The 24994-nt window shown below is 62.9% G+C and carries 22 protein-coding genes; 11 read left to right on the forward strand and 11 right to left on the reverse strand.

Annotated features, from left to right (window positions below):
- From gspG to gspE, 3 genes are read right to left on the reverse strand one after another with little or no spacing between them, the layout of a single operon-like run.
- The gene (gene gspG / locus RTH74_RS00385; RefSeq protein ID WP_099525190.1) at window positions 1-426 is read right to left on the reverse strand and encodes a type II secretion system major pseudopilin GspG; all 426 of its coding nucleotides are present in this window, start codon (window positions 424-426) and stop codon (window positions 1-3) included.
- Between the two features lie 4 nt (window positions 427-430).
- Entirely contained in the window at window positions 431-1648 is a 1218-nt protein-coding gene (gene xcpS, locus RTH74_RS00390) for a GspF family T2SS innner membrane protein variant XcpS (protein ID WP_316913394.1), read from the reverse strand.
- Window positions 1649-3136 (reverse strand): type II secretion system ATPase GspE, encoded by a 1488-nt coding sequence (gspE, locus tag RTH74_RS00395; RefSeq protein ID WP_316913395.1) that lies wholly within the window; start codon window positions 3134-3136, stop codon window positions 1649-1651.
- A gap of 243 nt (window positions 3137-3379) precedes the next feature.
- On the opposite strand from gspE, the gene RTH74_RS00400 reads away from it, so the two are divergent.
- Window positions 3380-4015: a type II secretion system protein N gene (locus RTH74_RS00400; RefSeq protein WP_316913396.1), complete on the forward strand. Its 636-nt coding sequence runs from the start codon at window positions 3380-3382 to the stop codon at window positions 4013-4015.
- 4 nt (window positions 4016-4019) lie between these two features.
- Window positions 4020-5957 (forward strand): type II secretion system secretin GspD, encoded by a 1938-nt coding sequence (gene gspD / locus RTH74_RS00405; protein ID WP_316913397.1) that lies wholly within the window; start codon window positions 4020-4022, stop codon window positions 5955-5957.
- Window positions 5958-6429: 472 nt separating this feature from the next.
- Here gspD and RTH74_RS00410 read toward each other — a convergent pair whose 3' ends face one another.
- The gene (locus tag RTH74_RS00410; protein WP_316913398.1) at window positions 6430-8130 is read right to left on the reverse strand and encodes an amidase; all 1701 of its coding nucleotides are present in this window, start codon (window positions 8128-8130) and stop codon (window positions 6430-6432) included.
- Between the two features lie 215 nt (window positions 8131-8345).
- Between RTH74_RS00410 and RTH74_RS00415 the strand changes: the two genes are divergently transcribed.
- Window positions 8346-8711 carry a DUF7079 family protein gene (locus RTH74_RS00415; RefSeq protein WP_316913399.1) on the forward strand — a complete coding sequence of 122 codons (366 nt, stop codon included), beginning with the start codon at window positions 8346-8348 and terminating at the stop codon, window positions 8709-8711.
- Window positions 8712-8821: 110 nt separating this feature from the next.
- On the forward strand, window positions 8822-9211 hold the full coding sequence (locus tag RTH74_RS00420; protein WP_316913400.1) for a GFA family protein: 390 nt from the start codon (window positions 8822-8824) through the stop codon (window positions 9209-9211).
- Between the two features lie 6 nt (window positions 9212-9217).
- Here RTH74_RS00420 and RTH74_RS00425 read toward each other — a convergent pair whose 3' ends face one another.
- Window positions 9218-9922, reverse strand: a complete 705-nt coding sequence (locus RTH74_RS00425) for a methyltransferase domain-containing protein (protein WP_316913401.1) — start codon at window positions 9920-9922, stop codon at window positions 9218-9220.
- A gap of 156 nt (window positions 9923-10078) precedes the next feature.
- On the opposite strand from RTH74_RS00425, the gene RTH74_RS00430 reads away from it, so the two are divergent.
- Together RTH74_RS00430 and RTH74_RS00435 are read left to right on the forward strand one after the other, a co-directional pair.
- Window positions 10079-11140, forward strand: a complete 1062-nt coding sequence (locus RTH74_RS00430; RefSeq protein ID WP_316914296.1) for an AI-2E family transporter — start codon at window positions 10079-10081, stop codon at window positions 11138-11140.
- 117 nt (window positions 11141-11257) lie between these two features.
- Window positions 11258-12070 (forward strand): alpha/beta hydrolase, encoded by an 813-nt coding sequence (locus RTH74_RS00435; RefSeq protein WP_316913402.1) that lies wholly within the window; start codon window positions 11258-11260, stop codon window positions 12068-12070.
- Window positions 12071-12343: 273 nt separating this feature from the next.
- Here RTH74_RS00435 and RTH74_RS00440 read toward each other — a convergent pair whose 3' ends face one another.
- Window positions 12344-13129, reverse strand: a complete 786-nt coding sequence (locus RTH74_RS00440) for a DUF4393 domain-containing protein (RefSeq protein ID WP_316913403.1) — start codon at window positions 13127-13129, stop codon at window positions 12344-12346.
- 604 nt (window positions 13130-13733) lie between these two features.
- Between RTH74_RS00440 and RTH74_RS00445 the strand changes: the two genes are divergently transcribed.
- Window positions 13734-14360, forward strand: a complete 627-nt coding sequence (locus RTH74_RS00445) for a LysE family translocator (protein ID WP_316913404.1) — start codon at window positions 13734-13736, stop codon at window positions 14358-14360.
- A 24-nt stretch (window positions 14361-14384) separates the two neighbouring features.
- Here RTH74_RS00445 and RTH74_RS00450 read toward each other — a convergent pair whose 3' ends face one another.
- On the reverse strand, window positions 14385-14684 hold the full coding sequence (locus tag RTH74_RS00450; RefSeq protein ID WP_280057515.1) for a chorismate mutase: 300 nt from the start codon (window positions 14682-14684) through the stop codon (window positions 14385-14387).
- 382 nt (window positions 14685-15066) lie between these two features.
- On the opposite strand from RTH74_RS00450, the gene RTH74_RS00455 reads away from it, so the two are divergent.
- Entirely contained in the window at window positions 15067-15612 is a 546-nt protein-coding gene (locus tag RTH74_RS00455; RefSeq protein ID WP_179545273.1) for a hypothetical protein, read from the forward strand.
- A gap of 145 nt (window positions 15613-15757) precedes the next feature.
- Window positions 15758-16318 carry a type 1 glutamine amidotransferase domain-containing protein gene (locus RTH74_RS00460; RefSeq protein WP_099526396.1) on the forward strand — a complete coding sequence of 187 codons (561 nt, stop codon included), beginning with the start codon at window positions 15758-15760 and terminating at the stop codon, window positions 16316-16318.
- A gap of 12 nt (window positions 16319-16330) precedes the next feature.
- Here the strand turns inward: RTH74_RS00460 and RTH74_RS00465 are convergent, their stop codons facing one another.
- The gene (locus RTH74_RS00465; protein WP_316913405.1) at window positions 16331-18004 is read right to left on the reverse strand and encodes a diguanylate cyclase; all 1674 of its coding nucleotides are present in this window, start codon (window positions 18002-18004) and stop codon (window positions 16331-16333) included.
- Window positions 18005-18331: 327 nt separating this feature from the next.
- Here RTH74_RS00465 and RTH74_RS00470 point away from each other — a divergent pair, with 327 nt between their 5' ends.
- Window positions 18332-20386 (forward strand): TonB-dependent receptor, encoded by a 2055-nt coding sequence (locus RTH74_RS00470; RefSeq protein WP_316913406.1) that lies wholly within the window; start codon window positions 18332-18334, stop codon window positions 20384-20386.
- 256 nt (window positions 20387-20642) lie between these two features.
- Here RTH74_RS00470 and RTH74_RS00475 read toward each other — a convergent pair whose 3' ends face one another.
- On the reverse strand, window positions 20643-21782 hold the full coding sequence (locus RTH74_RS00475; protein WP_316913407.1) for a heparan-alpha-glucosaminide N-acetyltransferase domain-containing protein: 1140 nt from the start codon (window positions 21780-21782) through the stop codon (window positions 20643-20645).
- Window positions 21783-21950: 168 nt separating this feature from the next.
- On the opposite strand from RTH74_RS00475, the gene RTH74_RS00480 reads away from it, so the two are divergent.
- Complete coding sequence (locus RTH74_RS00480; RefSeq protein WP_316913408.1) at window positions 21951-23723, forward strand: S8/S53 family peptidase; 1773 nt, start codon at window positions 21951-21953, stop codon at window positions 23721-23723.
- A gap of 12 nt (window positions 23724-23735) precedes the next feature.
- On the opposite strand, the gene RTH74_RS00485 is transcribed toward RTH74_RS00480, so the two are convergent.
- Both RTH74_RS00485 and RTH74_RS00490 read right to left on the reverse strand, forming a co-directional pair.
- Window positions 23736-24266, reverse strand: a complete 531-nt coding sequence (locus RTH74_RS00485) for a GNAT family N-acetyltransferase (protein WP_316913409.1) — start codon at window positions 24264-24266, stop codon at window positions 23736-23738.
- 55 nt (window positions 24267-24321) lie between these two features.
- Window positions 24322-24891, reverse strand: a complete 570-nt coding sequence (locus RTH74_RS00490) for a DUF1285 domain-containing protein (RefSeq protein ID WP_099526402.1) — start codon at window positions 24889-24891, stop codon at window positions 24322-24324.
- Between the last annotated feature and the right edge of the window lie 103 nt (window positions 24892-24994).

A 24994-nucleotide genomic window follows, 5' to 3' on the forward strand; every position in this document is an offset into this window, starting at 1 on the left:
TCAGAGATCCCAGTTGCCTATATCAGCGTTCAGGTCGCTGCCGCCCTGCTTGCCGTCGGCGCCGAGCGAATACAGATCGAAGGCGCCTTTGGTGCCGGGCGCCAGGTATTGGTAAGGGTTGCCCCACGGATCGATGGGCAGGCGCTTGAGGTAACCGTCCTTGTTCCAGTTCTTCGCTTGTGGGTTGCCGCTCGGCTTGCTCACCAGCGCTTCCAGGCCCTGCTGGGTGCTGGGGTAGTTGTGGTTGTCGAGCTTGTACATATCCAGCGCCGCACCGATGGCCCGGATGTCGTTCTGCGCGGCGGTGACCTTGGCCTGATCCGGCCGGCTCATCACCTGCGGCACCACCAGCGCTGCCAGAATGCCCAGAATGACGACAACCACCATGATTTCGATGAGCGTGAAACCTGCTTGTCTGCGTATCACCTAATTACCCCACCATTTGGTTCAAAGAAAGAATCGGCAACAGGATGGCCAGCACGATCACCAGCACCACTGCCCCCATGAAGACCAGCATGAAAGGCTCGAACAGCCCGACCAGCAGAGCGATCTGCGCGCTGAGGTCGTTTTCCTGGTTCTTCGCCGTGCGTGCCAACATCTGATCCAGCTCGCCGGAACGTTCGCCACTGGCGATCATGTGCAACATCATCGGCGGGAACTGCCCGGTGGCCTCCAGCGAACGGGTCAGGCTGCCGCCCTCACGCACCTTCTGTGCCGCCACCAGCACCTCGCCACGGATCACCCGATTGCCGATCACCTCACCGGCAATCGCCAGCGCCTCCACCAGCGGTACGCCACTGCGGGTAAGGATGGCCAGGGTCGAGGCAAAACGCGCGCAATCGGTGGCGCGACCCAGCCGCCCAATCAGCGGTATACGCAGCAGGAATCGATGCCAACGTAGCTTGAATGCCTCGTCACGCAGGGCTGCACGCAAGGCGAAGACCGCCAGCGCCAGCACCACCAACGCGACCAGGCCCCAGGCCTTGACCCAATCACTGAGGGCGATCAGCCCACGCGTCAGCGCTGGCAATGTCTGCCCGGAATCGACGAACACCTTGACCACGTCCGGCACCACATAGCCGAGCAGGAAGCCGACGATCAGCAGCGACGCGCACATCAGAATCACCGGATAAAGCAGCGCCAGCTGCACCTTCTGCCGCGATTGCTGACGCTGCTCGGTGTAATCGGCCAACTGCTCCAGCACCGGGCCGAGGTGCCCCGCGTGCTCACCCGCCGCCACCGTGGCGCGATACAGCTCGGGAAAAGCGGCCGGAAACTCCTTGAGGCTACCTGCCAGGCTGTGGCCCTCCAGCACGCGAGCGCGCACCGCCAGCAACATGCCCTGGATACGCGAGTTGGTGGATTGCGCGGCAGCGGCGCGCAGCGCCTCTTCGATGGGCAATGCCGCCTGGATCAATGTCGCCAACTGACGGGTGACCAGCGCCAGATCACGTGCCGACAGGCCAGGGACAAACCCCAGGCGCGCCTGGCCACCGCCCTGCTCGCGGCTGCGCGTGGCCTTGACCTCCAGCGGCGCCAGCTGTCGCTCACGCAGCAACTGGCGTACCTGGCGCGCGCTATCGGCCTCCAGCACGCCCTTCTGCTGACGGCCGCGCCCATCGAGGGCTATGTACTCGAAAGCGGCCATCTATTCTTCTCGCGTCACGCGCAGCACTTCCTCGACCGTGGTCACCCCCTCCAGCACCTTGCGCCGGCCATCGTCACGGATGCTCGGGCCCAGCGTGCGGGCGTGGCGGGTCATGTCCTGCTCGGAGGCGCGGCTGTGCACCAGGGTGCGCATGGTTTCGTCGAACACCACCAGTTCGTAGATGCCGGCACGCCCGCGATAACCCTGCTGATGGCAATGGGCGCAGCCACGCGCATGGTAGAGCGTCGGCGGTGAGCTGGTCGGCACGCCGAGCAACGCACATTCGGCCTCATCAGCCTCGTAGGGCTCCTTGCACGCCGGGCACAGCACCCGCACCAGGCGCTGGGCCAGCACACCAAGCAGCGATGACGACAGCAGGAACGGCTCCACGCCCATATCCACCAGACGAGTGATGGCGCCGATGGCGCTGTTGGTGTGCAGCGTGGACAACACCAAGTGGCCGGTCAGCGAGGCCTGTACGGCAATCTCGGCGGTCTCCTTGTCGCGAATCTCGCCGACCATCACCACGTCAGGGTCCTGGCGCAGGATGGCGCGCAGGCCACGGGCGAAGGTCATGTCCACCTTGGTGTTGACCTGGGTCTGGCCGATGCCTTCGAGGTGATATTCGATGGGGTCTTCGACGGTAAGAATGTTGCGTGTGTGATCGTTGAGGCTGACCAGGCTGGCGTACAGCGTAGTGGTCTTGCCCGAACCGGTGGGGCCAGTGACGAGCAGAATGCCGTGCGGTTTGCGCACAGTGTCTTCCATCAGCGCGCGATCCTCGGCGCGCATACCCAAGTGCTGCAGCGACAGGCGCCCGGCCTGTTTGTCGAGCAAACGCAGCACCACCCGCTCGCCGTTGGCCGAGGGCAGTGTCGATACACGAATGTCCACCTCTCGCCCGCCGACCTTGAGGGAAATGCGCCCGTCCTGCGGCACGCGCTTCTCAGCGATATCCAGACGCGCCATGACCTTGACCCGCGATACCAGCAAGGCAGCCAACTCACGCTTGGGTTCGAGCACCTCACGCAGGATGCCGTCGACGCGAAAGCGCACGACAAGACGTTTCTCGAAGGTTTCCAGGTGAATGTCGGAGGCGTTTTCCTTGATCGCTTCACCGAGAATGGCGTTGATCAGGCGGATGATCGGCGCATCGTCTTCCTGCTCCAGCAGGTCTTCGGTTTCCGGCACCTGATCGGCCAGCGAGGCCAGGTCGAAGCTGCCGCCGATATCCTCGGCCAGTTGCATGGAAGCGGAGTCGTGCTGATAGGCAGCGCCCAGCGCCTGGGCGAACGCCTGGGTATCGAGCACCTGCAGCGGCAGGCTGCGCCCGGCGAAACGCTGCGCCTCGGCCAGGGCAGCCAGGTCGCAGTCGGCGCGATGGGCCAGACTGGCGCGCCCGTCATGCATGACGAACACCAGGCCATGACGCTTGGCGAAACTGAAGGGCAAGCGGCGCAATGGGGTTTCGAGCAGCGAAGCGTTCATGCGAGACCTTAGAACAGAACCTTATCCCGGTATTACAGCCTAACCTGGCCGTTTTGACCCAATGGGCCACCTCTGGGACGGTCTTCTTGTATGTTTATGCAATTATCTTTACCACATTGCCAGGAACTGCACACCCACCCTATTTGGGGGATGCCAAGCGCGAGCAGGCTGCTATGATCAGCGCGCGACGCCCCGCACATAAGAAGAACTAGAACGTCGTTTTCCGGAGTGATGCTTTTGCCCATGTCGGCCCTTTCCCAGCGGCTCAAGGACAATGCCCCGAGCCTGATCGGCATGCTCGCGCTGATCGCCCTGAGCGTCAGCCTGGCCTGGCAGAGCGCCGAGTTGCTGCGCCTGGTGCGCGGCCCTGTGCAGCAAGCGCCCAGCCAGAGCACGCCCAGCCCCGAACAACGCGCGCAGGCGCCCATCGACCAGCTGTTCGGCACGCCACGCCAGGCCGACAGCGGCCCGCCGCCGGCCACCAACCTGCAACTGACCTTACTTGGCAGCTTCGTTCACAGTGACCCGCAACGTTCCAGCGCGATGATCCAGCGTCAGGGCCAGAGCGCCCAGCGTTTTGCCGTCGGCACGGACGTGGACAACGGCGTGCGCCTGGATGCCGTCTACGCCGACCGCGTCGAACTGGTGCGCAACGGCCGCCGCGAAAGCCTCACCTTCCCGCGTCCGAGCAGCAGCCAATACAGCTATACCCCGCCGGTCGAAACGGCAGCGCCAGACTCGCTGCAACAGCTCGATCAACTCGACCAGGACAACCTCGAACAACTGCGCCAGCGCATGCAGGCGCTGCGCGAGCAGATGGAAGCCTCCGGCACCCAGCCTGTGGAAACGCCCCCCGATCAGCCCATGGAAAGCGACTGAACCGATGCATTTTTTCCGTAGCCGACTGACCCTCGCCCTCTTCGCCGCCGGTCTGGCCACCGCACCGCTGCCCCTGCTCGCGCAGATCCAGCAGGTGCCGGCCAGCGCCAACCAGCAGGAAGAAAGCTGGACCATCAACCTGAAGGGCGCGGACATCCGCGAGTTCGTCGACCAGATCGCCAGCATCACCGGGCAGACGTTCGTCGTCGACCCGCGCGTGAAAGGCCAGGTCAACGTGGTGTCGAGCACGCCGCTGGGGCTGTCCGAGGTCTACCAGCTGTTCCTCTCGGTCATGGCCACCCACGGTTTTAGCGTGCTGACCCAGGGCGACCAGGCGCGCATCGTGCCCAACGCCGAGGCCAAGGCTGAAGCCGATGCCGGCCGCCCAGCGCCTGATCGCCTGGAAACCCGCCTGATCCAGGTGCAACATGCGCCGGTGGCGGAGCTGATCCCGCTGATTCGCCCGCTGGTGCCGCAATACGGCCACCTGGCCGCCGTCACCTCGGCCAACGCGCTGATCATCAGCGACCGCAGCGCCAACATCGCCCGCATCGAAGACCTGATGCGCCAGCTCGACCAGAGCGGTGCGCAGGACTTCAGCGTGGTCACCCTGCAAAACGCCTGGGTGATGGACGCTGCCGAAGTGCTCAACACCGCCATCGCCCGTGGCCAGGCCAAGGGCACCAGCGCCACCCAGGTGGTGGCCGATGCACGCACCAATCGCCTGATCCTGCTCGGCCCGCCGGACGCCCGCGCCAAGCTGGCCGACCTCGCCCGGTCACTGGATACGCCCACCAGCCGCTCGGCCAACACACGGGTGATTCGCCTGCGTCACAACGACGCCAAGTCCCTGGCCGAAACCCTCGGAGAAATCTCCGAAGGTCTGAAGAACCAGCAGAACGGCGAAACCACCGGCAAGCAGTCGAACATTCTCATCCGCGCCGACGAGAGCCTCAACGCCCTGGTGCTGCTGGCCGAGCCAGACTTGGTGGCGACCCTCGAAGACATCGTGCGTCAGCTCGACGTGCCGCGCGCGCAAGTGATGGTCGAGGCGGCCATCGTCGAAATTTCCGGCGACATCACCGATGCCGTCGGCGTGCAGTGGGCAGTCGATGCCCGTGGTGGCACTGGTGGCCTGGGCGGGGTGAATTTCGGCGGCACCGGCCTGTCGGTCGGCACCGTGCTGCAGATCCTGCAGAACGGCGAAGTGCCGGAGAACACCACACTGCCCGACGGCGCCATCATCGGCGTCGGCAGCGACCGCTTCGGCGCTCTGATCACCGCGCTGTCAGCCAACAGCAAGAGCAACCTGCTATCCACGCCAAGCCTGCTGACCCTGGACAACCAGAAGGCGGAAATCCTCGTCGGCCAGAACGTGCCGTTCCAGACCGGCTCTTACACCACCGACGCCTCCGGTGCCGGCAACCCCTTCACCACCATCGAGCGCCAGGACATCGGCGTTACCCTCAAGGTCACGCCGCACATCAATGAAGGCGCCACCCTGCGCCTGGAGATCGAGCAGGAAATCTCCTCCCTCGCTCCCAGCACCGGGCTCAACGCCCAGGCGGTCGACCTGGTGACCAACAAACGCTCGATCAAGAGCACCATCCTCGCCGACGACGGCCAGGTGATCGTGCTCGGCGGCCTGATTCAGGACGACGTCACCCAGGCCACCTCGAAGGTGCCGCTGCTCGGTGACATTCCGCTGATTGGCGGGCTGTTCCGCTCGACCCGCGACTCGCACATCAAGCGCAACCTGATGGTGTTCCTGCGGCCCACCGTGGTACGTGACGGCGCCGGCCTGGCTGCGCTGTCCGGCAAGAAGTACAGCGACATCCGCATCCTCGGCGACGGCAGCAACGGCCGCCCGAGCATCCTGCCCAGCACCCCGAGCCAGCTGTTCGATGGCCAGGGCGCACCGGCGGTGGATTTGCGAGAGTAAAGATAGGGCGCTGGGGGCAACACGCTGAATTGTGGAGTACCACAAACCGTGGGAGGCGCTTTAGCGGCAGCCGTCGCGGCTAAAGCCCCTCCCACAAGACCGATGCAACCTGCCTGCCCTTTCCCATTTATGGGTCGTAAGGCGGGTGAAACCCGCCGAGATGGCAGTGGCGGGTTGCACCCGCCCTACACGCTGTATCGTGGAGCACCACAAACCGTGGGAGGCGCTTCAGCGGCGACGATATCTACAGCCGTCGCGGCTAAAGCCCCTCCCACAAGACCGATGCAACCTGCCTCCCCTTTCCCATTTATGGGTCGTGGGGCGGGTGAAATCCGCCGAGATGGCAGTGGCGGGTTGCACCCGCCCTACACGCTGAATCGTGGAGCACCACAGCCCGTGGGAGGCGCTTCAGCGGCGATAATCTCTGCAGCCGTCGCGGCTAAAGCCCCTCCCACAGGGTGGCAAGGTCACCTCACAACGCTGGCGTACGCGGTGGCACCAGGCGTTTGCTGCCGGTGGCCTCATAGGCTGCCGCCAGTTGCAGCAACACTGAATCGTCATAAGCACGGCCAGCGAAGGTCAGGCCCACCGGCATGCCGATATCGGCCATCACGCCCATCGGCACGGTGACGGTCGGCACGCCCAGGTGACGGATCGCCAGGTTGCCGTTGGCCACCCACACACCGTTGCTCCAGGCGATATCGGCGGAGGCCGGGTTCACATCGGCATCCGCCGGGCCAACGTCGGCCACGGTGGGGAACAGCACCGCGTCCAGCTCCAGTTGATCCATCCAGTCTTCCAGATCGATCTTGCGAGTGTGCTCCAGGCCGCGCAGGCCGTCAGGCAGCGTGGCGATCTGGTCCCAGGGCTTGATGCCGCGCTTGGCCATGTTGACGTATTCGTCCATGCCCGCCGCCAGGTCGCCCTCGCGATTCGGCAGCGTGCCGGGGTCGTGCGGGAAGATCTGCGGGCCATCGACATCAGCCAGACGATTGAGCTTGGGGTCGCCGTTGGCACGCAGGAAATCGTCGAAGGCCCAGCCGCTCAGCTCCCACAGTTCGTCATGCAGGAACTCGGGCGTGACGATGCCGCGATTGAACACGGTCGGCGCACCGGGGCGATCCCCCTCACAGTTGGACACCAACGGGAAGTCCACTTCCACCACCTCGGCGCCGGCCGCTTCCAGCGCCTGGCGCGCTGCTTCCCACAGAGCGATCACCGTCGGCCGGGTGAGAATGCGCTGGCCGGTCGGGCCGCCGATACCCGGGTTCTCGCTGGTGCCGGCGGCTTCGTCCTTGTTGATGAACATCTTCGGCACGCCCAGGCGCTTGCCCTTGAGCGAATCGGCCTTGGCCGCCAGTGCCAGGTAGGATGCGGGGCGTACCTCGGAGGCTTTCGGGATAGGCACCCAGGGCTGCAAACGCCACAGGTCGCCACGGCTGTCGGCATCGTCGGCCACCACCACGTCGAGCACTTCCAGCAGATCGGCCATGGTCCGGGCGTAAGGCACGACCACGTCCATGGTCGGTGTCAGCGGCCAGTTGCCGCGTACCGAGATCACCCCGCGCGACGGCGTGTAGGCGCACAGGCCGTTGTTCGACGCCGGGCCGCGCCCGCTGGACCAGGTTTCCTCGGCCAGGCCGAACGCGGAGAAGCTGGCAGCGGTCGCCGTGCCGGCGCCATTGGACGAGCCCGAGGCGAACGGCGCCGTCAGGTAATCGGCGTTATACGGGCTTTCGGCACGGCCATAGACGCCGCGCTGCATGCCGCCATTGGCCATCGGCGGCATGTTGGTCTTGCCCAGGCAGATGGCGCCGGCCGCGCGCAGGCGCTCGACGGTGAAGGCATCACGCTGCGCCACCAGATCCTTGAACGCCGGGCTGCCGGAAGCAGCGGTCAGGCCCTTGACCAGGTAGCTGTCCTTGGCGGTGTAGGGAATGCCATCAAGCGGGCCCAGCGTCTCGCCGCGAGCGCGGCGTGCATCGGAGGCCTCGGCCTCTTTCAGCGCATCGGGGTTGCGCACCACCACCGCGTTGAGCCGGGTCGGCGTGTCCGCGCCGTCATAGGCGTCGATACGCGCCAGGTAGGCCTTGACCAGCTCGACCGCCGTGGTGCGGCCGGACTCCAGCGCGGCGCGCAGCTCGGCAATGGAAACTTCGATTACCTCGATCATGGTGTCATCACTCGCAAATGGCGGGCCGCGTCTACGGCCACGGATACGAAAACAGAGCGTGCACGGCCGACGCCCACGGGCAGATTCAGCCATGCAACCATGTGCCCGATGATACATCCCACCCGGCCTTCGCAGCAGCCCGCGGCAATGGCCAGGACGCGCGGCAGCCATTACAGTCTCGCCACCGATTACGCTGCATTGGGCAGAGCAGGCTTATGACCCGCGAAGAACGCATTCATCTGTGGTCGGCGCTGTCGGACGTATTCGTCGACAACGAAGTCGACTACGGATACATCGCCCGTCAAGTGGCAGGTTTCGACCGCGCCACCGTACAAGCCGCCTTCTACCAAGACGTCGCGCCCGCGTGCTACTCCAACATGCTCGCGCCCATTCCACCCATCTGGACAGGCTTCGACAGCGCCTGGCTCAGCGCAACCATCGAGCAAGCCCAGGCGGCGCGACAGAGTTCCACCCTGCGTCGCCTGCGCGACAAACTCTTCATCGCCTACCTGCGCCGCGCCCTGCAAGCGGAATGGGCCAAGATCGAGCAGGAACTGGAGCGCAACGATACAAAACCGTAAGAGCCCGCTTGCGGCGATGCTCTTGTCAGGATCGCCCGCCAGCGGGCTCCTACAGAGCCAGCGTCCTGCTATGTTCTCAGTCCCTGCACACGAAACAGGAGAACATCGCCATGCCCAATCTCACTGGCGGCTGCCTCTGCGGCCAGGTGCGTTTCGAAACCAGCGGCCAGCCTTATCGGGTCGGCGTGTGCCACTGCATGGACTGCCGCAAGCACCACGGCGCCCTCTTCCACACCTCGGCGATATTCCCGCAGGACGCGGTGACGGTAGAGGGCGAAACCGGTCAGTACGCCGGCCGCCACTTCTGCCCGCACTGCGGCTCGCCGGTGTTCGCGCGCTCGGGGGATGAAATCGAAGTGAATGTCGGTTCGCTGGATGAACCGAACCAGTTCACCCCCACCTACGAACTCTGGACCATCCGCCGCGAAGCCTGGCTACCGCCCTTGCCCTTCGACCGCCACTACCCAGGCGACCGCGACCGCAGCACGCGTCACGAGTAGCACCGCTCACGCATCGGCTTCGCGCCGACTTACCCAGCCGTGCATCAGCCCGGCCTGGAAGAACTGCACCGGTGCCTCGAAACCAGCGGCCTGGATGATGCCCGCCACCTGCTGCGCCGGTAGCACCGCCACATCGCGAGCGTAGGCTGCGCGCACACGCTCCAGCATCTGCGTATCGACCCCGGCCGCTGACATCAGCGTCATCCAGCCAGGCAGCAATACCTCGTAGGCCGGCGACTGGGTATCCGCTGCCAGGTCGACACTGGCCAGCAGCCCGCCAGGTTTCAGGCGCTGTGCGATCTGGCCGAAGAACCCGGTACGCACCGCCGGTTCGAGCAGAAACTGCGACACCAGAAAACAGGTCGCGCCATCGTAGGCCGCCACAGGCACCAGCGTATCCAGATAGCCCTCATGAAAGTCGCAGCGCTCGGCAAAGCGGCCGTGCTCCGCACGCTGGCGACACACCTCGAGCATCGCCCCGGACGGATCGAGCGCAGTGAAGCGCCAGCCCGGAAAGCGCTCGGCCATGTGCGCGATTTCCGCGCCCGTACCGGTTCCCACGCAGAGTATCCGCGCGTCGGACGGCAGGTCGATGAACAGCGCATCGAGCAGCAGATACAGCGCCTCGCGAATCGGCGCCATCCCCGCCCATTGCTTGTCGTAGCCCGCCGCCTGTTGATCGAACAGCGCCTTGATTTCCTCATCACGCATGGCCATGCCTCCGTCGAATGATCGCCCTCACGCCTTCCAGTATCCCAGAGCTGTCAAGCCCCCCAAGCGAGCGACTACAAGCCCAATCCAACTTTGTGGGCACTTTGCCAGGGCATCGGGGGACTAACGGGCATGTCCCTTCCCGGCGAACCCGAAATGCAGAACCCGACCTTCGAACAGAAAGCCTTCATCCTCCTGCTCGTCCTGGTGACCGTCGCCTTCTTCTGGATACTGCTGCCGTTCTACGGCGCGGTGTTCTGGGCCATGGTCCTGGCCGTGGTGTTCGCACCGCTGCAGGAGCGCCTGCTGCGGCGCACTGGCGGCAGAGGCAACCTGACTGCCCTGCTGACGCTGATCATCTGCCTGTTGGTGGCGATTCTGCCGGTGATCTTCATCACCTCAGCCGTGGTGGCCGAAGGTACCGCCCTGTACCAGAAGCTCGAGTCGGGCGAGCTGGATGCCGGCGCCTACGTCACCCGTTTCATCCAGATGCTGCCGCCGTCGGTACAGCAACAGCTCGACCGTGTCGGCATAAGCAACCTCGAAGGCCTGCGCGAACAGATCTCCAAGGGCGCCATGGCCGGCAGCCAATACCTGGCCACTAAGGTATTCGCCATTGGCCAGGGCACCTTCGAGTTCTTCATCGGCTTCTTCGTGATGCTGTACCTGCTGTTCTTCCTGCTGCGTGACGGCAAGGATCTGGTGCATAGAATCCGAGGCGCCATCCCGCTGGCCGACACCACCAAACGCCGCCTGCAGATCAAGTTCACCCGCGTAGTGCGCGCCACGGTAAAAGGCAACGTGGTGGTCGCTGCCGTACAGGGCGCACTCGGTGGTTTCATCTTCTGGGCGCTGGGCATATACAGCCCGCTGCTGTGGGGCGTGCTGATGGCCTTTCTGTCACTGCTGCCGGCAGCCGGCGCCGGCATCATCTGGGCGCCAGTGGCCATCTACCTGATGCTCAGCGGCAGCATGGTGCAAGGCATCATTCTCACCGCCTTCGGCGTACTCGTGATCGGCCTGGTGGACAACATCCTGCGCCCCATCCTGGTCGGCAAGGACACCCGCATGCCCGACTACCTGATCCTCATCTCCACCCTCGGCGGTCTCTCCCTGCTGGGCCTCAACGGCTTCGTGATCGGCCCGCTGGTGGCGGCGCTGTTCGTGGCCAGCTGGAACCTGTTCGGGGCGAAGAAGAAGGTCAGGTTGCCGGCGTGAATCAAGCTCGGCTCATTCCGGGGCTCGAACCCAGAAGACAATGCGGCAGTTCGCCCTAGCGCGTATTCAGCAAGGTGGTGATAAAAGACCGAGACGCCACTTTGCTCGGAACTAGCGATGGACTTCAGCGAATACGGAAACCCGGCTGGCAAACCGGTCGTTTACTTCCACGGGGTGCCGGGCTCGCCTTCTGAGGCCTCCGTATTCGACGCGCCGGCCCGAGAACAGGGCCTGCGCATTCTCTGCTTCGACCGATTCGCCATCGACCACGCCATCACCGGCGCTGACTACTACCGACAGATTGCCCAAGCGGTCAGCGAGACCGTGCAAGATGCTCGGATCGACTTCATCGGCTTTTCCCTCGGCACACATACCGCATTGGAAGTCGCTGCCCTTATGCCAGGCCAGGTTCGCAGCCTGCACCTTGTTTCCGCCGCCGCCCCGCTCGATGGTGGAGACTTCCTCGATCAGATGGCCGGCAGGGCCGTGTTCTCGCTGGCCCAACGCAGCCCAGGCTTGTTCCACTGGCTGGTGAGGTGGCAGGCGCTACTGGCCAGACGCGCACCGCAGCTGCTGTTTCGCATGCTGTTTGCCAGCGCTCAGGGGCAGGATCGGGGGCTGGTGAAATCACCGAAGTTCAAAACGTTTATCTGCCAGGTACTGCAACAGTGCTTTGCCCAAGATCCGACCGGCTATACGCGGGACATACAACAATATCTCCAGTCCTGGTCAGCCAGGGCCTTCGCCTGCGAGGCAGATGTATGCCTATGGCATGGCGCCGAGGACAACTGGTCGCCCCTCGGTATGTCGGTGTATCTGGCTGAGTGTTTCTCAAGCAACGCGCGTGTCGAGCGGATGGAGGGGCTTTCTCACTACTCCTGCCTGTATGCCGCAGCACCGATGATTTGTGCGCAGATAGCCAAAGAGTGACATCCAATCTGGCGTCTACTTCCACACACGGTCTTTACTAGCTCAGTGATTGGGCTGCTTTCGGCCAAAAGCAGCCAGTCTCAAGGGCTGATTCCGACCCATTGCAGCTCGTGAGGACAAGCAGCAATCGGCCAGCCTGAAGCCCGAACCTGATTTTGCACGCAGTAGGATGGCTTGATTGAAACGATACCCATCGTGCTCTCAGTTAGATCAAGGTGTTTAGCCGAACTGCATGGGTATCGCTGCGCTCAACCCACCCTATGAGCAGTGATGTTAGATCTTATCTTGGTGTGTCACGGCAAAGCTTTCCAATGGTGCACCCTTGACACAAGCACGGTGAAACAACGAACCGAACTCCGTGAGAGTTACAGCCCAACACTCCTTGCCGTGATTCAGCCCACGCCCGGACAAATACTTTAAGTCATTTGTATATTCAATCAGTCCGAGAGAGTGCAGATGCCCTATGTATACTTGTAGGTGCGCAGGCCACATGAACTCATCAGGATTTACAACTAGGCTCCAATCAATTTCGACAGGTTCAATAACACTGCTATTCAAGTGTCCAATTATGCCTTCGGAGGATTGAGTCCATTCTGAGGCCACTCGTCCAAAATAATTCTTGGGTTCAGATCCAGCTAATGAACTAATCAGCCTAATTTCGTCAGGCGATAACTGCGAAATGATCGTCAAGAACGCAGGATGGGCATCACCCGTACGCGACTTGTCGAAGCTGGCGGAAAGAAGCTCCACGTAAATATCGGTCAGCAGATCCCCGTCCTCTTGGTAACGAAGCTTCTCCAGAATAGGCAGAGCTAGGGAAGGTGCAGGGCTCACCCTGTTTTCGGGGGATGCTTTATCCGCAGCTCGCTTAAAATACATTGCCACTCTGTCTTGAAGCATGGCCGTGAATTGCAACGGGGCAAGGGCTAATCTCAAAGTCTTGGCTGCGTCCACGCCGATCTTGGAAGTTTCACGGAGAGTTTCTTTTGCGCCGTCCGAATAAACCTCCTGCGCCAAGTCACCGATCTTAGCAGGAAGTTCCACACTCATATCAAACATAACTCCTCCAGCGCTATACACAGCGTAAGCAACCCGCTAAGCCAAAGATTTGAACAGCGAGTCCTTAAAATAACATAAAACTGGAGACCTGTTCTCATGATATCTACTTCTCTGTTCAGTTCTCATAGGCTCGCAGTCGCATTAGCTGTGTGCCGAAGGCTGTAAGGACTGAATCGTATTCCGATTCTAGGCATGAGCTTGCGAAGGACAACTCTTGGCCGATAGCAGCCCCTAACAAACTTGTCCTCACCGTCCCAAGCTACAACAGGGCGTGATAACCGAGTACTCAAAGCGCGGTAGCGCCATAGTCGAAAGCTGGGGTTCCCCATACGCATCCATCAGCACCAATGTTCGCCGCTTGGCGGTGAGCATCAAGCCTGGCGCACGGAGTTACGTCTGTAGACTGGCGGCCTGTATTTGAGTCGTCACTTGCTACAGAGAGAGGTCACTCGTTCATATGCAGCGAGTGGCATCCCTCTGTATTTACCATTCGGCAGCTGTGTCGCATTTCCGGCCGCGATGGTTTGCCCCGGCCAATTACGCTGCGTTAGTGTCGGCCGTCCCTGGGGGCGGAGCCCTCGTTCATTTCGGCATGGAGGTGTGCATGTTCCCTATCGATACCTGGCTGGCTTATACGGGCGCCTGCATTCTGCTGGTGCTGGCTCCCGGCCCGGACAATCTGCTGGCGGTGGCGCGCGGGCTCGGCCAGGGCCGCTTGGCCGCCATCGTTTCAGGTATGGCGTCGGGCACCGGGATTCTGTTTCACGTGTTGGCGGCGTCGCTGGGGCTGACGTTGCTGATGCAGACCTCGGAGCTGGCGTTCTGGCTGATCAAGTGCATCGGCGCCGGTTATCTGCTCTGGCTGGGTATCAAGGTGCTGCGCACGCGCAACCTGATCAGCTTTCGCTCCGTCACCCGGCAGTCGCTGCCGAGCATCTTTCTCACCGGTTTTCTGTCCGCCGCGCTCAACCCCAAGCCGGGCTTTTTCGTGTTGGCGTTCATCCCGCAGTTCGTCGATCCGCAGCGCGGCTCGGTGAGCACGCAGATGCTGATTTACGGCCTGTGGTTCGCGGTGCTGACGGCTGTGGGCTTCGCGCTGATGGGTGTATTCGCCACCTCGCTGTCGCGCTATCTGCAGGCGCGGCCACGGGTGGTGAAGGGGTTGAACCTGGGCGCCGGGATGACCTTCGTAGCCTCCGGCGTATCAGTGGCGACGCTGAGCCAGCGCTAGGCTCAGCATCCGCGCTGGCGCCGTTCAGGCATCTGCGCTCAAGGCGGCATGGGTACGCAGTTCTTCCTCGATGAATGCGGCGATCATCGCGCGGTAAACCTGCTCCACGACCGCTGCCGAGGCGCCGCGCTCATCGGCCAGTGCGCGCACCTTGGCGATGACTTGCTCAACGCGCGCAGGGGCGCGAACGTCTGCACTGTCTTTCTTGAAGCGCGCCGCCTGAGCTACGAAACCGCCGCGTTGAGCGATGAGGTCGACCATGGCGCGGTCAATCTGGTCGATGCGCTCGCGCACCTCTTCAAGGGAATTGCATTGCACGTCCATATGACGATTTCCTGTGGTGGTTCGAATGGGGCAACCACGTTAGTCAGCATGGCGCCATGCGTCCAGCGCAACTGCCCACCGTTTTTGCGCGGCGGGCGCTGGCTGTGACGCGTGTCTCTGGCAGGTGATCAAGCCTGCCCCGTCAATGATGCTCGATGCGATTGCGCCCGCTGCGCTTGGCGCGATAAAGCGCGCTATCGCTGTGCGGCAGTTCAGCTCTGAGGTGGCGACCCCATGGTGGCGGCTGGGCTGTCACGCGCCGTGCGTAGCATGCCGGCCCGATAAAAACAGTGAATGACTGGAGGGCCTGCAGTCTAACTCGTCAGCCCCCACGTGGCTGCTCGTCTGCCGAGCAGGCCCAACTGACAGTCGAGCACAGCCCATGAAACGCGCCCGAATCATCACCTCGGAATTACACGATCTGCAGAGTGAGCAGCAGGCGGAGTTGATGATTTTCGGCACGCCGAAGGAGCGGCTCGATTTCTATCGGCGGGAAATTCAGTACGAAGCCAGTATGCTGGCCGGGCGTACCAATTCGTATCTGACGGCGCAGTCGTTTCTGGTGATCGCCTATGCATCGTCCATGGCCAACCTGAATGAGAACTGGGGGGCGCTATTCACCCTGGTGGTTCCGGCGCTGTTCACGCTGCTCGGCATCATCAGTTCACTGCACGCCTGGCCGGGGATCAGGGCCTCCGCGACGATCATCGAGCACTGGCACTACAAGCAGGAGCAGTTGCTGCGCAGCGATCCCGAGTTCGGCCATGCCTATGACGACTCACCACTGTTCAGCGAGAAGGAGGCCAGCCGGGAGAGCACTTACAAGTCGTTGCTGTTCTTCCTGCGCTCGCCCTGGCTGTTCATCGTTTTCTGGAGCGTGCTGGGCGTGTTCTCGATCTGGCTGCAGTTGCCCTCAGCGAATCTGTGACCCGCCGCAAACGAGCCTGACGGCAGCCATCGCCAGCCAATCAAGTCGAACTTCTGCCTCTTACACCTTTCAATCCTGATACATGTCGCGTTCACCAACGCGACCACTCACCGCGCCGAGCGGCGCATCAGCGGAGGTATCGATCATGAGTTCGAATCTGCAAGGCAAGAAGGTGCTGTTCATCACCGCCAACACGGGCATCGAGCGCGACGAGCTGCTCAAGCCGATGCAGGCGTTGAAGGATCAGGGCGCCAGCGTCACCCACGCCAGCGTCAAGGGTGGCGAGGCGGAAACCTGGCTGCAGGACAGCAAGAAGGACGTCAGCGTGCAGTCCGACACCCAGATCAAGGGAGTGGGCGCGGCGGATTACGATCTGCTGGTGATCCCCGGCGGTACGGTGAACGCCGATAACCTGCGCCAGGATGAGGACGCGCAGCGCCTGGTGCAGGAATTTCGCGATGCGGGCAAGACGGTCGCGGCGATCTGCCATGGCCCCTGGCTGCTGATCGATGCTGGCGTGGTGCCAGGCAAGGTGCTGACGTCGTATGCCAGCGTACGCCTGGATCTGGCCAATGCCGGTGCGAGCTGGGTAGACGCCGAGGTGCAGGTTTGCCCAGGGCAGAACTGGACGCTGATCACCTCACGCAACCCCGACGATATTCCTGCGTTCAACGAGGCCATCAGCCAGGCGTTGCTGGCTGCCTGAGCCAGCCTCCCGTCAATGATGCTCGATGCGATTGCGTCCGCCGCGCTTGGCGCAGTACAGAGCGATATCGCTGCGCGACAGGGCGGCCTCGACGCTGGCATCGCTGGCGTTGAGTGAGGAGATGCCAACACTGACGGCAAGGAAGATTGGCTCCCCGGCGTGCACGATCGGCGTCTTGGCCAGTTCGTTCTGGATGCGGGTGGCGAAGTGCATGGCCTGGTCCAGATCCGCTTCGCTGAGCACCACGGCGAACTCTTCGCCGCCCAGGCGCCCGGCGGTATCGGTCTTACGCAGCTGGGTGCAGAGAATCGCCGCGAAGTGGCGCAGGGCCTGGTCGCCGACGTTGTGGCCCCAGCGGTCGTTGATGGTCTTGAAGTAGTCCAGGTCGAACATCAGGATCGCCGCGCTCTGCTCGGGGCTGCGCTGCAGGCGCGCCAGTTCGGCTTCAAGCTGACGCATGAAGTGCCGGCGGTTGGCGAGTTGGGTGAGAAAGTCGGTGGTAGCGAAGGCTTGCAGCTCGGCTTCGATCTGCTTGCGTTCGGTGACGTCGGTCATGAAGCCATGCCAGATTACGCTGCCGTCTTCTTCGCGGCGCGGGCAGGCTTCGCCCTGGCACCAGGCGATTTCGCGCCCCGGCACCTGCACGCGAAACTCCAGATGCCAGTCCGTCAGCTCCTCGGCCGATAGCTGCAGAGAATCGATAAAGGCCATGCGGTCGTCGGAGTGGACGATGGCCGTCAGCGCGTCGGCATCCTGCATCAGTTGTATCGCACTGAGACCGCAGATGGCTTGCGCGCCGGCACTGACGTAGGTGAAGGCGGATGTGCCGTCGGCCTGCCGGCGGAACTGGAAGACCATGCCGGGGATTTCATTGGTCAGGTCGGTCATCAGGGCCGCGGTCTGCTGTACCTGCTCGGACAGGCGGCGCATGGCGGTGATGTCGGTGGTGGTGCCAATCATGCGCAGCGGTTTGCCGTGCATGTCGCGCTCGACCACCTTGCCGCGGCTGCACACCCATTTGTACTGGCCGTCGCGGCAGCGCAGGCGGTGCTCGACTTCATAGGCTTCGGTGCGTTGATCCAGGTGCGCCTGAATGGTCGTGCGCACGTAGTCGAGGTCAGCCGGGTGCACGCGGGTATAGCTCTCTTCGATGCGATTGCCGATTTCGTGATCGGCATAGCCGAGCAGCGCCTTCCAGCTGCTGGAGTAATGGATGTCGCCGGTGGTGATGTCGCGGTCCCAGATGCCCGTACCGCTACCGGCGATGGCCAGCGCCATGCGCCGCTCGCTGGCATGCAGGGCGGCGACTTCATGGCGCTGGCGGGCCTCTTGCGCTTCGCGCGCCAGCAGGTCGAGGGCCAGTGCGGCGAAGTCCTGCAGGGCTTCATGCTGCTTGGCGTCGAGCATGCGGGGCGGGTCGAAATGCAGGTACAGCGTGCCGAGCCTGACGCCCTCTTGCATCTGCAAGGGCCAGACCAGGGTAGTGGGTGAGGTTTCGCGCGTGTCGATGAGCTTCGCCAGGCGTACATCGCTCAGGCCAGGGCTGGCCCAGATATGCCGTGCAGCCCCAACGCCGGAGACCAGCGCGGCGGCCGAGTCGAAATACCGGCTAAGCAGGCGCACGAAGCCATCGAGCCGCTCATCATTGGCGCTGGTGGGCGCGTTGACCGAACACAGGGGCTGCATAGTGATTCTGCTTGGATAGAAACGCGGAAGGCGCTTGATATTGATACGCCATTAGCGCGCTGGCGTCTAATCCTTCGTGCACCGAAAGCCTCTATTCATCGGCCTTTGCGCCGGATACTCAGCGGCCGATCATTCTGGCCTGGGCCTGCACTGACTCTGGTTGCAGGTTTTCAGCGTAGCCGTGAGCCTTAAAATTGTTATGATATAACATCTTTCAAATAGATCATTTACCGATACATCCCGCGCTGCTGTCTGGACGTCGCCAGCCACTCCAGCAGGCCAACGCACCCCCTCCCTCACTTAGAAAACGCAACGCTAGGAATACCCATGAAAGCCACTTCGGCCTCCCTCGCCGTCATGACCGCCTTGGTCACGCCTCAGATTCACGCCGCTTCGTCCGGCAACTCCACCGTCTCGCTCGGCTCGGTCTACGTCACCCCGGAGGCCAGCGGCACGCTGCGCACCGACAGCATCCTGTCCTCGGTCGACATCATGAGCAGCGACAAGATCGAGGATAAGAACGTGATGAACAGCTGGGAGCTGGTGGGCCAGATGCCTGGCATCCAACTGACCGAGACGCGCATGGGCGCCGAGTCCGGCAAGGTGACATTCCGTGCGTTCAACGGCGAGGGCTACATCAATGGCATCAAGACGCTGATCGACGGCGTACCGAGCAACGTCAACAGCGGCAACCAGCGTTTCATCGACATGGTCTTCCCGCTGGATCTGGAATACATCGAGGTGGTGCGCGGCACCAATGACCCGCGCTACGGCCTGCACAACATCGGCGGCAACATCAATTTCGTGACCCGCCAGGGCGGCAACTACACCGACGGCCGCCTGACCTACGGCAGCTTCAATACCCGCGAATTCCAGTTGGCCGTAGGCCACGAAGAAGGCAACTTCGCGCAGAACTACTTTCTGGCCAAGCAGGATTCCGACGGTTTCCGCGACAACAGCAACTCCAACAAATATTCCCTGGGCGGCAAATGGTTCGTCACCGATGACGCGCAGACCATGAAGCTCGGCATAGTCGCTCGCCTCTACCATCACCAGGCCGAGGAGCCGGGTTTTCTCACCGCGCAGGAGCTGGCCGCGAGCCGCTCGCAGTCGCCGGAGAAGAACGCCAACGATGGCGACGACCGTGACATGAAGCACCTCAGCGCGCATGCCGATTTCCAGCTCAGCGACGATCTGAGCCTGAGCAACAAGCTGTACTACAACAGCTACGACGATGACCGCACCGTGACTTTCACCAGCTACCCGGTCGGCAACGCCCCGCGTCAGCGCCGCCAGTGGGAGGAACGCCAGACCGGCGTGTTGAGCAACCTGACCTGGCGCGCCCACGAGATGCTGACCCTCGACGGCGGCATCAACTACGAGCAGCAGAACAACGAATACCGCCGCTACCGCTACAACTTCGGCGTTCCCACCGATTTCGACGCGCCGCCGGCACGCACGCAGAACGACGACAGCTACACGCTCTACAACACCGGCGCCTATGCCCAGGCGATCATCCAGCCCATCGAGCAGCTGAAGATCATCCCGGCGTACCGCGTCGACAAGTTCTCCGGTAATACCGAGCTGATGAACGGCGAGAAGGCCGAGCTGCAGGACTACGGCTGGATCGAGCAGCCCAAGCTCAGCGTGGTGTACAGCATCACCTCGGACATCAACGTCTACGCCAACTGGGGCCGTACCTTCCAGATTCTCACCGGGTCGACCGCACCGGCCTACATGACCGCCGGCCAAGCCTCGTACAAACCGTCTATCAACACCGGCAAGGAAGTGGGGGTGAAGTTCAAGCCGTTCGCCGGCTCGGAGGCGCGCATCGCTGTGTGGCAACAGGAAGCTACCGATGAGGTGGCCAACATGCCTAGCACCGGCACCACCGTAGGCCTGGGTGAAACCAAGCGTCGTGGCATCGACATGCAGCTCACCGCACAGCTGAACGAGCAGTGGACGGTGTGGGGCTCGCACGCCATCCAGGAAGCCAAGGTGGTCAGCGCATTCACCGCTGGCGGGCAGTCGCTGTCGGGCAAGGAAGTATTCTCCACGCCGCGCTATATCAGCAATGCAGGGGTCGACTACCAGTTCAACGATGCCTGGCGCTTTGGCCTGTCGGCCCGCGCACAGGGCGACTACTACATCGACGAGCTGAACGAGCAAGGCAAGTACGGCGGCTTCGCGGTGCTCGATGCCAACGTGCGCTATCAGGTATCGGCAACCACCAGCCTCGATCTGCAGATGAAGAACCTGACCGACCGCGACTACGAGTACGTATGGTTCGACAACTTCTTCTGGGCTGCTGGCGACGAACAACCGATGTTCTCCCCTGCCCCAGGTCGCTCGGCCTATCTGTCGGTGAACATGAAGCTGTAAGCCGCCCGGCTGCAACCTGGCCTGCAGGAGCTCGAAAACGGACTCCTGCACGCACAACATGGTGTGACCAGCGAACGTAGGGTGCGCCGTGCGCACCGCCAGACCAGCTCAACAACAACCGTTGCACAGGTCGCACACCACCAATGAAAAGGCCAGGGACGAACCCTGGCCTTTTTGCGTTCAAGGGGCTGACGGTCAGCACCGGCTTGGTTACGGCTTGCCCCGGTGCGCGCGGCGCACCCTACGACAGAGATTCCTAGAGGTACTTCAGCCAGCGAATGTCGCGACGCCGCGCCTTGAGCCGCGCGAACCACTGCGTGGGTGGAAACAGCACCAGCGCCAGCAGCACGGTCGTAACCCAGACCCACCCCATCGAATCGAAGCCGAAGTAGTGCCCCTGGTTCGCGCCCCTGATGGCGAAGGCGGCGATGTACAGCAGCTTCAGTACGTACAGGTGCAGCAGGTAGAAGAACATCGGCGCACTCCCGAACACGGCCAGCGTGCGCACCATGCGTCCATCGTTGCGGCGCTCGAAGGCCGCCAACAACAGCAGACCGATACCCAGCGTCAGCGCCAAAAACAGCAGCGACGGCGGATACTTGGTGATATTGAACACGCCCATCAGCGTTTGCAGCGAGGTTTCTTCAACGACCCAGGGCTTCTCGCCATAGCCGTTGAGCAGGCGCAGCAGAACGAACAGCGCCAGCGCAGCGAAACCGACTCGACGCAGCCATTGCAGGCGCTGCTCGGGCGCGCTCGTGCCGCGAAACCACGGGCCGATCACATAGCCCAGGGCGATCACCCCGATCCACGGCAGCACCGGGTACGAGGTGCGCAGGCGTAGCGTGTCAGAAAACTCGAGCCAGCCGCGGTCATGCAGGATCGCCCAGGGAATGTGCAACGCCGACTCGGGGCCGAAGTGCAGCCCATCGAGCAGGTTATGCCCCGCGACCAGCGCCAGCCCCAGCACGGCCAGCAGCGCTCGCGGCAGCCATAGCAGCGCGGCGAGCGCCAGCATGCTCAGGCCGATAGCCCAGATCACCTGCAGGTAGATCACCGTGGGCGGGAACTGGAAGGTCCAGGCGAAGTTGACCAGGGTGAACTCCAGCACCACCAGAAACAGCCCGCGCTTGAACAGAAAGGCGCTGGTCGCCGCCCGGCTCATCTGCTTCTCGCCATAGAGAAACGCCGAAAGCCCGGTGAGCAGGATGAATACCGGCGCGCACAGATGCGCCAAGGTACGGCTGAAGAACAGCGCAGGCTCGGTGGCGGTCACGTCCATCGGGTCGCCGACCTGCTGGTGCAGGTAGAAGGTTTCGCGAACGTGATCGAGCAACATGAAGAGGATGACCAGACCGCGCAGGGCGTCGATCGAGAGCAGACGATTGGAGGGCATGGGGGGCTTCGAATAAGGCCTAAATGAAACGTAATACTATAACCATATTCACATTGCAGTTGTGGCCAATCTGCCTCGACACCAGGCGCCATGCGCGCACCTGACGCTGAACGATGCGCGGCTGCCGCAGTCGGAAATGCAGGACAATCGTCAAGGGAACCCTGCCCCATGCTGCCCAACCGCGCCCTCCTTTCCGCTTTCGTCGTGGCCCTGCTCAGCCCTCTTGCCGAGGCGCAGGAGCCATTGCGCATCCAGAGCCTGCAACGCTGCGGCGACCTGCTCGCCAACGAAAAGCAGGAATGGTGCATGCAGGTGCGTGGCCTAGGCGCGAAGCTGCCCAAGCTACACCTCGGCGACGACACCCTGCCCGCTTCGGCGGTCAAGCGCACTGGCGATGGCCTGCGTCTGCAACTGAGCAGCGACAAACATCGCAGCGCACCGCTGTGGCTGGAGGACGACTCACGCGCCAGCAATCCGGTGTGGCTGTCGCTGCACCGCAGCCATGTGCTCGCTGCCGGTCCGGATGAAGTGGCGAAGAACATGGATGGCCTGACCACCTATGTCGACCTGGTCAGCCTGCTGATCGAGGAAAGCCACGACGGCCTAGACGAGGCCAAGCGCCTGGCGAAGAAGTATGACGCCAAGGTGGTCGGCGCCATCCCACCGCTGAACGTCTACCAACTGCGCCTGCCGGTAAAGAACCTGACCGAGCGTGATGCGCTGGTGCTACGTATCGGCAACGAAGTCAGCGTCGATGCCGTGGTGGTGGAAGAAAGCGCACCGGAGCGTGGCGAAGAAAGCGAGGCCACCCGCAAGTCGGCACATAAACCGGAAAAGAACTCCGAGGAATGGGCAGCGAACCGCTTCATGGATGCGGTGAACTATTACCAGCGGCGCATCCCGGCGGGCGATACACCCATCGAAGCCGAGCCGATTCGCATCGGCGTGATCGAGCGTAACGTCGATTTCGACGCGCCCGACTTCGCCGATTACCTCGGCGCCTGTCCCGACGGCAAACCGCGCACCTGCGTCTATGCGCGTGATGCCGACGAACCGGACAACCACGGCAGCACCGTGGCCGGCATCCTCGCTGCGCACTGGGACAAGGGTGGCAACACTGGTTTCCTGCGCGGGCTGGACAAAGCCAGCCAGGGCTTCGAGGTGATCGTCGAACGCAACTCGGACGCCGGCATCACCGCCAACATCGCCGCCTCGGTGAACCTGGTGGAAGACGGCGTGCGCGTACTCAACTGGAGCTGGGGCATCCACCGCGTCGGCACGCGCAATGTCGAAGGCGACGAGATCGATTCGCTGGTGCGCTCCGGCATCGCCATGAGCGGCTACGAAGAACTGCTGGAGGAGTTCTTCCTCTGGCTGCGCGAGGAACACCCGGACGTGCTGGTGATCAACTCCGCCGGCAACGGTTCGTCCTTCTCCGGCCGGGACGAATACCGCCTGCCCTCCTCGTTCATTACCGAGCAGTTGCTGGTGGTCGGCGGGCATCAGCGCAGCAAGGAAAAAGAGGCCGAAATCGACGACCCGAGCTACGTGGTCAAGCGCGACTCATCGAACGTCGACATGCGTGTCGATATCACCGCCGCCGCCTGTGCCCGCGCGTCCACCCAAAAGGTCGATGCCACCGGCGATGTGCATTGTGGCACCTCCTACGCCACGCCCCTGGTCACTGGCGTGGTCGCCGCCATGCTGTCGATCAATCCGCGCCTGCAGCCGGAACAGGTGCGCATGCTGCTACGGCGCAGCGCCATGACCATCGGCGGCGATTACGACTTCGAACCGATGGACGCCGAAGACCTGACCGCACCGATCCTGCCATCGGAGCGCAACTACAAGATGAGTGACAAGGACGTGGGCCGCTCGGCGCGGCTGGATATGCAGAAGGCGCTGGACCTGGCGGTGCAGAGTCGCGATCGGGTGCGTTGAGGGCCGTTCAGGTCACTCGCCGGAAACCCGCTCGTAGAGTTCGACCGGCTCGACCTTGCCCTGGGCGCCGCACTGGCTGTGGCCCAGGCCCAAGTGACGGAAGCCGGCCTTGAACAGCACCCGGCCGGATTGCGGATTGCGCGCCAGGTGGCTGGCGTGCAGCCGGCGCAGACGAAGCTGGCGGAAGGCGAATTCCACCAGGGCATTGCAGGCCTCACTGGCGTAGCCGCGGCTCCAGTAAGGCACGCCGATCCAGTAGCCCACCTCGGCCTCGCCTCGGCCAATATCCTTGAGCACCATGCTGCCGACCAGCGTGCCGCTGCCGGACTCGGTGATGATGAAGTTGGCAGCAGCGCCACTGGCCCAGTCCTGCGCACAGCGCTCGATCCACTGCTGCGCCAGCTCAGGTGGATAGGGATGAGGAATGCTGCCGGTGACATCGGCAATGCGAAAATCTCCGGCCAAACGCTGCACCTCGGCCGCGTCCTGCGGTTGCGGCGGGCGCAGCGTCAGCCGTTCGGTTTCGATGCGGTGCTCATCCATATGCGTCTCCTGTCAAATCCATGGGGTGCGCCAGCGCCGCTTGCGCATCGCCCGTTCAGGCCGGAGAAGGCCCGATGGGATAGAACACCCCAGCGCTCCACACACCCAACCAGGGTTCTCCGTCGACCTCGCGCTCCACCGCCAGTTCCACCAGCTGATAGAACACGTTGCGGTGAATCAGCGCCTCGAGGTTACGCCGCACCAGAATGTAGGGCGAGGGTTCGAGTGTCGCAGGGTCGATCTCGACACGGATGGGGTGCTCGCCGCCTGCTACCACTTCGTCCTCGACATTGGTGGTGAACCGCAGCACCTGTGCTTCCCCCTCGCCTTCGACCTGCAGGGTCACGGCGACGAAGGGCGCATCCTCGACCTGGATGCCGACCTTCTCCACCGGCGTGATCAGGAAGTAGTCGTCGCCGTCACGGCGAATGATCGTGGAAAACAGCCGCACCATGGGTTTACGGCCGATGGGCGTGCCCAGGTAATACCAGGTGCCATCGCGGGCGATGCGCATGTCGATATCGCCACAGAAATCGGGATTCCACAGGTGCACGGGAGGTAGGCCCTTGCCTTCACCCTTGGGGATCTGCGCCAGCAGATCGCCCGCCTTGCCTGGATCGCTCATGGTCTTTCCTCGTCCAGTTCGATTCGAACGGACGAGGATACACCGTGCCACCTGTCGCGGCTAAAGCCCCTCCAACAAGAGCGGCGCGCCGATTGTCCCTACT

This window comes from Pseudomonas sp. zfem001 (assembly GCF_032621725.1).
In the GTDB taxonomy this organism is placed as follows: domain Bacteria; phylum Pseudomonadota; class Gammaproteobacteria; order Pseudomonadales; family Pseudomonadaceae; genus Aquipseudomonas; species Aquipseudomonas sediminis.